At 64.4% G+C, this 12226-nt stretch carries 10 protein-coding genes; 6 read left to right on the top strand and 4 right to left on the bottom strand.

Going from position 1 to position 12226, the window contains the following annotated elements; all coding sequences use genetic code 11:
* Nucleotides 1-15 precede the first annotated feature (15 nt).
* Nucleotides 16-1296, bottom strand: coding sequence for a histidine--tRNA ligase (hisS, locus tag SOQ14_RS06410; RefSeq protein ID WP_322897230.1), 1281 nt, complete (start codon nucleotides 1294-1296; stop codon nucleotides 16-18).
* A gap of 151 nt (nucleotides 1297-1447) precedes the next feature.
* On the opposite strand from hisS, the gene ppa reads away from it, so the two are divergent.
* Nucleotides 1448-2032 carry an inorganic diphosphatase gene (gene ppa / locus SOQ14_RS06405; protein WP_322897229.1) on the top strand — a complete coding sequence of 195 codons (585 nt, stop codon included), beginning with the start codon at nucleotides 1448-1450 and terminating at the stop codon, nucleotides 2030-2032.
* A 50-nt stretch (nucleotides 2033-2082) separates the two neighbouring features.
* On the opposite strand, the gene SOQ14_RS06400 is transcribed toward ppa, so the two are convergent.
* Nucleotides 2083-2451 (bottom strand): hypothetical protein, encoded by a 369-nt coding sequence (locus tag SOQ14_RS06400; RefSeq protein ID WP_322897228.1) that lies wholly within the window; start codon nucleotides 2449-2451, stop codon nucleotides 2083-2085.
* A 270-nt stretch (nucleotides 2452-2721) separates the two neighbouring features.
* Between SOQ14_RS06400 and lptB the strand changes: the two genes are divergently transcribed.
* The 4 genes from lptB (at nucleotide 2722) to trmB (ending at nucleotide 6796) form a co-directional block, all read left to right on the top strand.
* Nucleotides 2722-3498 (top strand): LPS export ABC transporter ATP-binding protein, encoded by a 777-nt coding sequence (lptB, locus tag SOQ14_RS06395; protein WP_322897848.1) that lies wholly within the window; start codon nucleotides 2722-2724, stop codon nucleotides 3496-3498.
* 11 nt (nucleotides 3499-3509) lie between these two features.
* The gene (rpoN, locus tag SOQ14_RS06390) at nucleotides 3510-5027 is read left to right on the top strand and encodes an RNA polymerase factor sigma-54 (RefSeq protein WP_322897227.1); all 1518 of its coding nucleotides are present in this window, start codon (nucleotides 3510-3512) and stop codon (nucleotides 5025-5027) included.
* Between the two features lie 206 nt (nucleotides 5028-5233).
* Nucleotides 5234-5929: a response regulator transcription factor CtrA gene (ctrA, locus tag SOQ14_RS06385; RefSeq protein WP_322897226.1), complete on the top strand. Its 696-nt coding sequence runs from the start codon at nucleotides 5234-5236 to the stop codon at nucleotides 5927-5929.
* A 165-nt stretch (nucleotides 5930-6094) separates the two neighbouring features.
* Nucleotides 6095-6796, top strand: a complete 702-nt coding sequence (gene trmB, locus SOQ14_RS06380; RefSeq protein ID WP_322897225.1) for a tRNA (guanosine(46)-N7)-methyltransferase TrmB — start codon at nucleotides 6095-6097, stop codon at nucleotides 6794-6796.
* Here the strand turns inward: trmB and SOQ14_RS06375 are convergent.
* Both SOQ14_RS06375 and SOQ14_RS06370 read right to left on the bottom strand, forming a co-directional pair.
* Nucleotides 6783-7184: a hypothetical protein gene (locus tag SOQ14_RS06375; RefSeq protein ID WP_322897224.1), complete on the bottom strand. Its 402-nt coding sequence runs from the start codon at nucleotides 7182-7184 to the stop codon at nucleotides 6783-6785. The genes trmB and SOQ14_RS06375 overlap by 14 nt on opposite strands.
* Nucleotides 7181-9442 (bottom strand): NADP-dependent malic enzyme, encoded by a 2262-nt coding sequence (locus tag SOQ14_RS06370; RefSeq protein ID WP_322897223.1) that lies wholly within the window; start codon nucleotides 9440-9442, stop codon nucleotides 7181-7183. Before SOQ14_RS06370 ends, SOQ14_RS06375 begins: the two co-directional genes overlap by 4 nt.
* A 144-nt stretch (nucleotides 9443-9586) precedes the next feature.
* Here SOQ14_RS06370 and mutS point away from each other — a divergent pair, with 144 nt between their 5' ends.
* Nucleotides 9587-12220, top strand: a complete 2634-nt coding sequence (mutS, locus tag SOQ14_RS06365) for a DNA mismatch repair protein MutS (protein ID WP_322897222.1) — start codon at nucleotides 9587-9589, stop codon at nucleotides 12218-12220.
* Nucleotides 12221-12226 lie beyond the last annotated feature (6 nt).

The following is a 12226-nucleotide window of genomic DNA, read 5'->3' as shown; positions in this document are numbered from 1 at the left end:
GGCGGGGTGTGAAGACTAGACTTCGATATCGTCGGGAATATCCCATCGACTGATGAAGGCCTGAAATGCCTCCTCTTCTCTTTCGACTTCAGGGAATGTCGTCAGCCAGTTTTGAACGCTTTGGTCGTTGCGGACGTCCATAGAAATCAATACCGCAGGAGATGCCTTGCGAGCCTTGTCATATCGCTTGCGGGGGCTTCCGCTGGCAAATAGCTCTGCACGAAAGCCCATACGGCGAAACATGCTAACCGCTTCTAGTGCCTCTTGCTCTCGGGAAGCATGTTCTGCGGCTACCGCAAATTCAAGCCGCTCATCCTCCCGCGCCCCCACCAGCATCGCCAGCCGCTCGATCCCCGCAGCCCAGCCGACCGCAGGCGTCGGTGCGCCGCCGAGGCTTTCCATCAACCCGTCATAGCGCCCGCCACCGAGCACCGTGCTCTGACTCCCCAAGGCCGCTGCCGAGGCGCTGCCTGCGTCGGGGATGAACTCGAAGGCGGTGTGGCGGTAGTAATCGAGGCCCCGAACGAGGCTTTCCGCGCGCACCCACTTCACCCCCGCCGCATCCAGCCCGCTGGTGACGGCAGCGAAGAACGCGCTGGCCTCGTCTGACAGAAACGCGTCGATCTTGGGCGCATCGGCGAGGTACGGCTTGTCGCGCGGGTCCTTGGAATCGAGAATCCGTAGCGGGTTCTTCTCCAGCCGTTCCTGCGATTCCTCGGAAAGCTCGCCCTTCACCGCGCGGAAATAGTCGATCAGCGCCGCGCGCCACGCCTCGCGGCTCGCCCCATCGCCGAGCGTGTTGAGATGCAGCGTCACATCGTGAATGCCCAGCTCCTTCAAAAGCTGGTCGGCCATCGCCAGCAGCTCGACATCGGCCTGCGGCTCGCCCGCGCCGATAACCTCGGCGTCGATCTGGTGGAACTGGCGGTAGCGGCCCTTCTGCGGGCGCTCGTAGCGGAACAGCGGCCCGTGGGTCGCGACCTTCAGCGGCGCATATTGCTGCCAGCCGTTCGTCAGGAAGGCGCGGGCGATCCCGGCGGTGAATTCGGGGCGCAGGGTCAGGCTCTCCCCGCCGCGGTCGTCAAAGGAATACATTTCCTTCGACACCACATCGGTCGTCTCGCCCAGCGAGCGCGCGAACACCTCGGTCTTTTCGAACACCGGCATTTCCACCCGGCGGAAGCGATAGAGGCGGCGGACGCGCTCGAAGGTTTCGACCACGAAGGCGAAAGCCTCGGCGTCCGCGCCGAAGATGTCCTGGGTGCCTCTGATGGCTTGCGGGGTGTTCTTGCTCATGGGTATCCTTACCGTGCAGCGCGCGATTAAGGCCACGCGGGGTCTTTCGCAATCCTGCGAGAGGCATTAAGGGCACCGCCCAAGCCTGTTTCCTCTCGGCCCCGCAGCCCTTTGCGCTGCGCTCCGGGCCTCAGCCATAAACGAGACCACCATGCGTATCGATCTGATCCCGACTGGCGTGAACCCTCCGCACGATGTCAATGTCATCATCGAAGTGCCCCTGGGCGGCGAGCCGGTGAAGTATGAATTCGACAAGGAATCAGGCGCGCTGTTCGTCGATCGCATCCTCCACACCCCGATGCGCTACCCCTGCAATTACGGCTTCATTCCGCACACGCTCGCGGAAGATGGCGATCCGATGGATGCGCTGATTGTCGGGCGCTCGCCGCTGCTTCCCGGCTCGGTTGTGCGCGTGCGCCCTGTTGGCGTGTTGATGATGGAAGATGATGGCGGCGGCGATGCCAAGCTGCTGTGCGTCACCGTCAACAAGGTTTACCCCTATTACGAGAACGTCGCCGAATACAGCGATCTGCCCAAGATCCTCCTCGATCAGATCGAGCATTTCTTCACCCATTACAAGGATCTGGAGCCGGGCAAGTGGGTCAAGTGCGAAGGCTGGGAAGGCAAGGCCACGGCTGAGCGCCTGCTGATCGAATCAATCGATCGCTACAAGGCCGAACAGGCTGGCGCGCTGGCGATCGAGCACAAGGAACACCCCGGCGCGCCGCGCGGCTGAGGCATTATGCAAGTCAGGCAGGCGCTCTGTGTGCCTGCCTGTCGCCCTTGTCAGAAAGCGGCGAGCAGGCCTTTGAACAGCAGCGTCAGCGCAAAGGGCAGGCCGATGGCCAGTGCCCACAGCGCCGTGATATCGCGGCGGAAGGCGGTCGCATAAGCGGGATTGGTGGCATCGGCATCGTCCAGCCCGCTCCAGCGCGCTTCAAAGCGGCGCCACACCGGGATGATCCCGCCGACCAGCACAATCAGCGCCAGATAGGGCAGCATGCCCGAAGCGCCTTCGTTGAGAGCATGAACCGTGAAGAAGATCTGCAAGCCGGTGTAGACCAGCAGCGCATAGGCGACATGGTCGCTGATCGCGCGGCGCCAGTCGAGCGGTTTGGCCGACTTCGGCCTGCTGACTTGGGTTAGTTTTGCCATGTCACCGCTCCCCAACGGTTGTGTCCCCAGAGCGCCGAGTATCGCAAACAAGCAGACGCGATGCAACAACCCCTTTGGGCTGTGCCGTTAGTCAGCCGGTTAGGCGCGCGCTTCATGCCATGGGGCTGAAAAGAGGAAGTATTCAGGCGGATTTGGCAACCAGTCGGCCCAAGCTGGGGTGCGGACAGCAAAAATCCTGCCAAACGCTGATTTTATCCGCGCAAGGGGACTTTCGCGGTCCGCCCTGTCTGCTAAACATGGCCGCGCATGATGCAAGCTCTCGCTCTCGATACGCCGACCGGTCCGGCCAATTCCGCGCCTGCGGGCGGCGGGCTCGAAGTCATTTCCATCGCCAAGAGCTATGACAAGCGCAGCGTGTTGACCGATATTTCGCTGACAGTAGCCAAGGGCGAGGTGCTCGGCCTGCTTGGCCCGAACGGCGCGGGCAAGACCACCTGTTTCTATTCGATCATGGGGTTGGTGAAGCCCGATTCGGGCCGCATCCTGATGGACGGCGTCGATGTCACCAAGCTGCCGATGTATCGCCGTGCGGTGCTGGGGCTGGGCTATCTGCCGCAGGAAACCAGCATTTTTCGCGGCATGACGGTGGAACAGAACATTGCCTGCGTGCTCGAACTGGTTGAGCCGGATGCGGCCACCCGCGCCGACGAACTGGAACGCCTGCTCGATGAGTTCGGCCTGACCCGGCTGCGCGCCTCGCCCGCGATGGCGCTGTCGGGCGGGGAACGGCGCCGCTGCGAAATCGCGCGGGCGTTGGCGGCGAAGCCTTCGATCATGCTGCTCGATGAACCCTTTGCGGGCATTGATCCGCTGTCGATCAGCGATATCCGCGATCTGGTCAAAGACCTCAAGCAACGTGGCATCGGGGTGCTGATCACCGATCACAATGTGCGCGAAACGCTCGACATCGTCGATCGCGCTTGCATCATCTACGGCGGGCAAGTGCTGTTTGCCGGCAGCCCGCAGGAGCTTGTCGCCGATGAAAACGTGCGGCGGCTCTATCTCGGTGAAAGCTTCACGCTCTAGCGGGAACAGGCATGGCACTCGGTCCGCGCCTTGACCTTCGCCAATCGCAATCGCTGGTGATGACGCCGCAATTGCAGCAGGCGATCCGGCTGCTGGCGGCATCCAACCTCGAGATCGAGACGTTCATTGCCGAAGCGCTCGAAGCCAACCCTTTGCTCGAAGCGGGCGAGGTGCGGCATGTCGCTGGCGCGCCTGCGGGTGATGCGCCTGAACTTCCGCCCGAAGCCCCCACTGCCGATCAGCTGATGCTGGCCGGGCGGGGCGAGGCGGACGCGCCACTGGATCTGGGCGGCGCGGCGCTTGATCGTGATGTCGACACGGGTGATGGCGCGCGGTCGCTGCGGGATGCCGAATGGGGCGCGAGCGCCGGGGGCGGTGGCGGCGGCGAGGATGAATATGGCGATTTCGCCGAACGGCAGGCCGCCGAGATCAGCTTGCGCGAACATCTCGAGGCGCAGGTTGGCGCGTTGTCGCGCAGCCACGAGGAGGATTTCGCCGCGCGGCATATTATCGGCCTGCTCGATGAGGCAGGCTATCTGCCTTTTCCGATTGAGGAAGTCGCCGATGATCTCGGCATCGCGCAGCGCACCGCCGAAGCGGCGCTGCGATTGGTCCAGTCGCTCGATCCCTCGGGCGTCGGCGCGCGTGATCTGGCCGAATGCATTGCCATCCAGGCGCGCGAGGCGGATCGTTACGATCCCTGCATGGCGGCGTTGATCGCCAATCTTGATCTGGTCGCACGGGGGGAAATCGAACGGCTCAAGCGGCTCTGCCGGGTCGATGACGAGGATTTCGCCGATATGCTGCGCGAATTGCGCGGCTATGATCCCAAGCCGGGGCTGGCCTTTGCCCCGGCCGCGATCAGCAGCGTGGTGCCCGATATTCTGGTGCACGATAACGGCAAGGGCGGCTGGGACATTGCGCTCAACGAGGAAACCCTGCCGCGCCTCATCGTCAACCGCGGCTACGCCACCGAAATCGCCAAGGGCAGCGCAGGCGATCCGGCCGCGGATGCCTGGCTCAAAGAAAAGCTCGCTGATGCGCATTGGCTGATTCGCGCGCTGGACCAGCGGCAAAGGACGATCCTCAGAACGGCGGCCGAGATCGTGCGCCAGCAGGACGGGTTCTTCCGCCGCGGGGTGTCCGAGCTGCGCCCGCTGACCTTGCGCGAGGTTGCCGAGCGGGTCGAGCTGCACGAAAGCACGATCAGCCGCGTCACCAGCAACAAATATCTGGCCTGCGCGCGCGGGACGTTCGAGCTCAAATTCTTCTTCACCAGCGGGGTGGGCCGGGTCGGCGAGGGGGCCGATGGCGAAGGCGCCTCCTCTGCCGCAATCAAGGCGCGGATCAAGGCGCTGATCGATGCCGAGGATGTAAAGGCGATCCTGTCTGACCAGACACTCGCCGAAATGCTCCAAAAGGAAGGCTTTGATCTCGCCCGCCGGACAGTGGCCAAATATCGCGAGGCGATCGGGCTCGGATCAAGCGCGGAACGCCGCCGCGCCAAGAAGCTTGCCGGGCTGACCTGAACGCACCCGTTGATTCGCTTTAACCCCGCAAAGGTGCCATCTTCACATTCTCGCGCGGGGATTTCCGGTGTGGCACCAAGGACTCAGTCAAAATGTGTTAACGCCTTAAACATCTTATTAACCTTTTTTGGTGACACGTGGCGTGGTTAATTCGCGGCAACCTCTCCTAAGCTGGGGTTACCAAGGGGCAAGATAAGGGGACAGCCATGCGCGTTCTGTTGATCGAAGACGAACCGACCACTGCCAAGGCTATCGAGCTGATGCTCACCACCGAGGGTTTCAACGTCTATTCGACCGATCTGGGCGAAGAGGGCCTCGATCTGGGCAAGCTCTATGATTACGATATCATCCTGCTCGACCTGAACCTGCCTGACATGCATGGCTATGACGTGCTCAAGAAGCTGCGCGTCGCCAAGGTGCAGACCCCGGTTCTGGTGCTTTCGGGCGTGGCGGAAATGGATTCGAAGATCCGTTCCTTCGGGTTCGGCGCGGATGATTATGTGACCAAGCCGTTCCATCGCGAAGAGCTGGTTGCCCGCATCCACGCCGTGGTGCGCCGTTCGAAGGGCCATTCGCAAAGCGTGATCCGCACCGGCAAGCTGGCGGTTAACCTTGATGCCAAGACCGTCGAAGTCGATGGCGCCCGCGTGCACCTGACGGGCAAGGAATATGCGATGCTCGAGCTGCTCAGCTTGCGCAAGGGCACCACGCTGACCAAGGAAATGTTCCTCAACCACCTTTATGGCGGAATGGACGAGCCCGAGCTCAAGATCATCGACGTGTTCATCTGCAAGCTGCGCAAGAAGCTGGCGCTGGCCTGCGGTGGCGAGAACTACATCGAAACCGTGTGGGGCCGCGGCTACGTGCTGCGCGACGAAGGCGAGGAAGCCGAAGCGGCGTAATCGGTTTTGCGAGGGCCCGTCCGGGCCCTCGCCCTCGGTGCGTCTTTGCTGCCCCACCGCTTCGCTGCTTGAGGGCGATAGCCCCTGCGGGCTGGCATCTGGCTGAATAGGATTATCAAACGCCCGGGGTGGTCACACCGCGGGCGTTTTTCTATGGGCGCGCGCATGACAGCTTTCAAACCCGGCGATCCGACCACGCTCAACCGGCTCTATGGCCGCGCCCAAGGCAAGCCGCTGCGCACCCGCCAGCAGGGGCTGGTCGATAACCTCCTGCCGCAGATCGCCGTGCCTGGCGAAGGCCCGGTTACCTCGGAACGCCTGTTCGGCGATTCGCGCCCGCTTCATTTCGAGATCGGCTTTGGCGGAGGTGAGCATCTCGCCTACCGCGCCGATCTGCTGCCCGATCACGGCTTTATCGGGGCCGAGCCGTTCCTCAATGGCGTGGCGCAGGCGCTCACCCATATCGAGGAGCAGCGCCTTCCCAATATCCGCATCCAGCATGGCGATGCGCTCGAAGTGTTGCAGCGCGTGCCCGACGGCGCGCTCACCATGATCTATCTCCTGCACCCCGATCCCTGGCCCAAGGCGCGCCATGCCAAGCGGCGGATGATGAATGACGGCCCGGTGCAGATGTTCGCCGACAAGCTGAAGCCCGGCGGCGAGCTGCGCTTTGGCACGGATCATGACATCTATCTGCGCCACGCACTGATGGTGATGCAGCGCCACACCGACACCTTCGAATGGGTGGTGGAAAAGCCTGCCGATTGGCAGGTGCGCCCGTCAGGCTGGCCGGCCACGCGCTATGAGCACAAGGCCCGCACGGTCTATGGGCACGAGGTGTGGTATTTCCGCTTCAGGCGGAAGTGACGGCCCCGCGCACCCGCCACCACGGCAGGGCGGCAAACACCAGCTGACCGGCCAGCCCGATCAGCGCATGCGGCTGGCGCAGCCCGGCGAGCCATTGCGCCGGTGATAGCTCCATCAGAACCATCGCGAGGCCCAGCTCGGCCGCCATCAGCAAGGCAAAGGCGAGGCCGCCCATGGCGAGCGCGGCTGTGGCGCTGGCAATCTGCCAGCGTCGCACCAGCCAGCCGCTTGCCCACCAACTTGCCGCCAGCATCACCGGCAATTCAGCAAGGGTCGCGGGAAGCAGTCCGATCGCGGGCGCAAGCCACAACGTGCGCAGCGTGCCCAGCACGAAACCCAGCGCAAACACCACCGCCCAATAGGCAATGGCGGCGCGGGCGACTGTCACCCCACAACCCCCGCGCTAGTCAGCACGGCAAGGGTCAGCACGTCAGGCGCAAGCGCTGTCATCGGCACGATCTGCACCGGCTTTTCCATCCCGATGAGCATCGGGCCGACGGTCGCATTGCTGCCGAGTTCGCGCAGCAGCTTGGCCGAAAGGTTCGCCGATTGCAGCCCCGGCATGATCAGGACATTGGCCGGGCCCGACAGGCGGCTGAAGGGATAGAGCGCCATCACCTTGGGGTTGAGCGCCGCGTCGGGCGCCATCTCGCCTTCATATTCGAAGCCGGGGTCGTCCTTGTCGAGGATCGCCACCGCATCGCGGATGCTCGCCAGCCACTGGCCCGACGGATTGCCGAAGGTCGAATAGGACAGGAACGCCACGCGCGGTTCATGCCCCATGCGGCGCGCCACGGCCGCGGTTTCCTTGGCGATATGGGCCAGTTCCTCGGCATTGGGGCGTTCATTGATGGTGGTATCGGCGAGGAAGGTGGTGTGGTTCTTCCCGATCATCATATGAATGCCGAAGGGCAAGGCGCCGGGCTTCTTGTCGAGCACCATGTTCACCTCGCGCACGCTTTGCGCAAAGGTGCGGGTCATGCCGGTGATCATCCCGTCGCCATGCCCCAGCGCCACCAGCAGGGCGGCGAAGACATTGCGTTCCTGATTCACCAGACGGCGGACATCGCGCAGGGTGTGGCCGCGGCGTTGCAGCCGCTTGTAGAGATAATCGACCATCGCTGGCACATGCGCGCTGTCGGCCGAATTCTCGATGATGAAGCTGCCGGGATCGCTCACCGAAAGCTGGTGCAGCTTGTCGAGTACCGCCTTGGTGCGGCCCACGAGAATGGGCGTGCCATAGCCGAAATCGCGGAACTGGATCGCGGCGCGCAGCACCACTTCTTCCTCGGCCTCGGCAAACACCATGCGCTTGGGATTGGCCTTGGCGATTTCATACATCCCGGTGAGCACCGAGGTCGTGGGATTGAGGCGCGAGCGCAATTGCACCCGGTAGGCCTCGAAATCCTCGATCGGCGCGCGGGCCACGCCCGAATCCATCGCCGCCTTGGCGACGGCCGAGGAGACGACTTCGATCAGACGCGGATCGAAGGGGGCGGGAATGATGTAATCCGTGCCGAATTTCTGGTTCTTGCCATAGGCGCTCGCCACTTCTTCGGGCACCTGCTGGCGCGCGAGTTCGGCGATGGCTTCGGCAGCGGCGACTTTCATTTCCTCGTTGATCGTGGTCGCCTGCACATCAAGCGCGCCCCGGAAGATGAAGGGGAAGCCGAGCACATTATTGACCTGATTGGGGAAATCGCTGCGCCCGGTGGCGATGATTGCATCGGGGCGCACGGCCTTGGCTTCGTCGGGCATGATTTCGGGAACCGGATTGGCCATCGCGAAGATGATCGGCTTGTCCGCCATCTTCTTCACCCAATCGGGCTTGAGCGCGCCGGCGGCCGACAGGCCGAGGAAGATATCCGCGCCCACCAGCGCCTCTTCGAGATTGGTTGCCGAGGTCGCGACAGCGTGCGCGCTTTTCCACTGATCTACCCCGTCACGGCCCGGCGTGATCGGGCCGGAACGGTCGCACAGGATCACATTATCATGGCGCACGCCCATCGCCTTGATCAGCTCAGTGCAGGCAATCGCGGCCGCGCCCGCACCGTTCACCACCACCTTCACATCGCGAATGTCGCGCCCGGTCAGATGGCAGGCGTTGAGCAAGCCGGCGGCGGTGATGATCGCGGTGCCGTGCTGGTCATCATGCATCACCGGGATCTTCATGCGCTCCCGCAGGGCGGCTTCGATGATGAAGCATTCGGGCGCCTTGATATCCTCAAGATTGATGCCGCCGAAGCTCGGCTCCATCAGCGCGACCGCATTGATGAAGGCATCGGGGTCTTCGGTGGCGAGTTCGAGATCGATCGCATCGACATCGGCGAAGCGCTTGAACAGCACCGCCTTGCCTTCCATCACCGGCTTCGACGCCAGCGCGCCGAGATTGCCGAGGCCAAGGATCGCGGTGCCGTTGGAAATCACGGCCACCATGTTCGAACGGGCGGTGTAGCGCGCCGCGAGCGAGGGATCGGCGGCAATCGCTTCGACCGGGGCGGCCACGCCCGGCGAATAGGCGAGGCTGAGATCGCGCTGCGTTGTCATCGGCTTGGTCGCGACGATCTCCAGCTTACCCGGCCGGATCGTCTCGTGATAGAACAGCGCTTCGCGCGTGGTGAAACCGCTCTTTTTATCGTCAGCCATGCTCTTCCAGTCTTCTCTTGCGCGTCCGCCCCCGGCCACGGGTGACGCTTAGCTTGGGCAGACGCAAAGCGATAGGGGCGAGTTTGGGGGAAAGCGCCGCGTCCAGCGGTGGCGAATCGCGCGGGGCGCAGTTACTCGGAGGAAATGGTCGCCGATCCCGCCTCGAAACCCACTCCGATGATGGCGCAATACCTCGCGCTGCGCGAAGAAGCGGGCGAGGCCTTGCTGTTCTACCGGATGGGCGATTTCTTCGAGCTGTTCTTCGATGATGCGCGCACCGCCGCGCAGATCCTTGATATCGCGCTCACCACGCGAGGCGAACATGGCGGCACGCCGATCCCGATGTGCGGCGTGCCGGTGCATGCGGCGGAAAGCTATCTCGCGCGGCTGATCAAGGCGGGCTGCCGGGTCGCCATAGCCGAACAGGTCGAAACGCCGGACGAAGCCAAGGAACGCGCCAAGCGCGAAGGCCTGCCTTCGTCCAAGGTGCTGGTGAAGCGCGATATTGTCCGGCTGGTGACGGCCGGCACGCTTACCGAGGAAGCCCTGCTCGAACCGCGCCGCGCCAATCTGCTGGTCGCGCTTGCCGAGGTGCGGGGCACGATCGGGCTCGCCTCCTGCGATATCTCGACGGGCGCGATGGTGCTCGAGGACTGCCCGCCCGCCTTGCTGAGCGCGGCGCTGGCGCGGCTCGGGCCGAGCGAAGTGGTGGTGCCGGAAGATTGGCAACACGGCCCGGACGGGGCGATCCTCCATCCCCGCGCCCGCTTTTCGAGCGATGCGGGCAGTGAGCGGCTGTGCGGCCTGCACGGCGTGGCGACGCTCGACGGGTTTGGCCAGTTCAGCCGTGCGATGCTGGCGGCGGCGGGTGGTCTGATTGCCTATCTCGATCATGTCGGGCGCGGCTCGCTTCCCTTGCTGCTCCCGCCGGTGGCGCGCGCCAGCGATGCCGGGCTCGCGATGGACGAGGCAACGCGGGCGAGCCTCGAAATCCTTGAGGCCAGCACCGGCGGCCGCGCCGGCAGCCTGATCGGAGCAGTGGATCGCTGCGCCACCGGGGCGGGATCGCGGCTGCTCGCGGAAGATCTCTCCGCCCCACTGACGGACAAGGCGGCGATCGAAGCGCGGCTCCATCTGGTGCAATTCTGGCGCGACCGCCCGATCGAGCGGGCCCGGCTGCGCGAAGCCTTGCGCAGCCTGCCGGATATTGGGCGGGCGTTAGGGCGGGTGGTGGCCGGGCGCGGCTCGCCGCGCGATCTCGGCCAGCTTCGCGATGGTCTTGGCGAAGCGCAGCGGCTGCATGGCTGGCTCACGGGCGCGCCGGATCGTCCGGCGCTGCTCGATGATATTCTGACCCGGTTGACCGGCCACGGCGCACTGACCGATCACTTTTCCCGCGCGCTGGTGCAAAGCCCGCCGACCGAACGGGGGCAGGGCGGCTACATCGCGGAAGGGTTCGATGCCGCGCTCGATGAATTGCGCGCGGCTGCGGGCAATGCCCGCCGCGCCATCGCGGCGATGGAAGCGCGCTACCGCGATGAAACCGGGATTGCCGCGCTCAAGATCCGCCATAATGGCGTGCTCGGCTATTTTATCGAAGTGCCCGCGCGCCATGCTGATCGGCTGATGGCGCCGGACAGCGGTTTTACCCACCGCCAGACGATGAAGGATGCGGTGCGGTTCAATTCGCTTACCCTTCACGCCGAAGCGAGCCGGATTGCCGAAGCGGGCGGCCATGCCCTCGCCACTGAAGAAGCCCATTTCGCGCAGCTGGTTGAACAGGCGGTCGCGGCGCGCGAAGCGATTGCCCGCACGGCGGCGGCGCTGGCGCGGCTTGATGTTGCGGCAGGCCATGCCGAACGGGCGGCCGAAGGCGACTGGACCCGTCCGACTATCACCGAAGATGCGGCGCTGCATATCATCGCCGGGCGTCACCCCGTGGTCGAAGCCGCGCTCGCCAAGGCCGGCGAGCGCTTTGTCGCCAATGACTGCGCGCTTACGCCGGAGAATTATCTCTGGCTGATCGGCGGGCCGAACATGGGCGGCAAATCGACCTTCCTGCGGCAGAACGCGCTGATCGTGCTGCTGGCGCAGGCGGGGTCTTTCGTGCCCGCCGGATCGGCCACGATCGGGCTGGTTGACCGGCTGTTCAGCCGCGTCGGGGCATCGGATAATCTCGCGCGCGGGCGATCGACCTTCATGGTCGAAATGGTCGAAACCGCGGCCATCCTCGCGCAGGCAACCAGCCGCAGTTTCGTCATTCTGGACGAGGTGGGGCGCGGCACTTCCACCTATGATGGCCTCGCGCTGGCCTGGGCCGTGGCCGAGGCGGTGCATGGCCAGATCCGCTGTCGCTGCCTGTTTGCGACCCATTACCACGAACTCTCGCGGCTGGCTGAAAGCTGCGCGGGCCTCTCGCTCCACCATGTCCGTGCGCGCGAATGGCAGGGCGATTTGGTGCTGCTGCACGAACTGGCCGAAGGCCCGGCGGATCGTTCCTATGGCCTTGCGGTGGCGAAGCTGGCGGGCCTGCCTGCGCCGGTGATCGCGCGGGCCAAGGCCGTGCTCACCAAGCTTGAGGCCACCCGCGAGCAGACCGGCGGGATCGCCGCAGGGCTGGGCGATCTGCCGCTGTTTGCCGCAAGCGTGAAGGCCGAACCCGCCGCCCCTTCGCCCGCCGATGATCTGCTCGCCAATCTGCGCGCGGCCGATCTCGATGCGCTCTCGCCGCGCGAGGCGCTTGATCTGCTGTACCAGTGGAAGCGCGATCTCGGCTAGGCGAGG

The sequence above is a fragment of the Erythrobacter epiphyticus genome (assembly GCF_034653295.1).
In the GTDB taxonomy this organism is placed as follows: Bacteria; Pseudomonadota; Alphaproteobacteria; order Sphingomonadales; family Sphingomonadaceae; genus Erythrobacter.
This window is presented reverse-complemented; position numbering and strand designations above follow the sequence as displayed.

Excerpts from the sequence above, each read along its gene's own strand:
- hisS (WP_322897230.1), bottom strand. The coding sequence starts at position 1,296 with ATGAGCAAGAACACCCCGCAAGCCATCAGAGGCACCCAGGACATCTTC.
- ppa (WP_322897229.1), top strand. The coding sequence starts at position 1,448 with ATGCGTATCGATCTGATCCCGACTGGCGTGAACCCTCCGCACGATGTC.
- SOQ14_RS06400 (WP_322897228.1), bottom strand. The coding sequence starts at position 2,451 with ATGGCAAAACTAACCCAAGTCAGCAGGCCGAAGTCGGCCAAACCGCTC.
- lptB (WP_322897848.1), top strand. The coding sequence starts at position 2,722 with ATGCAAGCTCTCGCTCTCGATACGCCGACCGGTCCGGCCAATTCCGCG.
- rpoN (WP_322897227.1), top strand. The coding sequence starts at position 3,510 with ATGGCACTCGGTCCGCGCCTTGACCTTCGCCAATCGCAATCGCTGGTG.
- ctrA (WP_322897226.1), top strand. The coding sequence starts at position 5,234 with ATGCGCGTTCTGTTGATCGAAGACGAACCGACCACTGCCAAGGCTATC.
- trmB (WP_322897225.1), top strand. The coding sequence starts at position 6,095 with ATGACAGCTTTCAAACCCGGCGATCCGACCACGCTCAACCGGCTCTAT.
- SOQ14_RS06370 (WP_322897223.1), bottom strand. The coding sequence starts at position 9,442 with ATGGCTGACGATAAAAAGAGCGGTTTCACCACGCGCGAAGCGCTGTTC.
- mutS (WP_322897222.1), top strand. The coding sequence starts at position 9,587 with ATGGTCGCCGATCCCGCCTCGAAACCCACTCCGATGATGGCGCAATAC.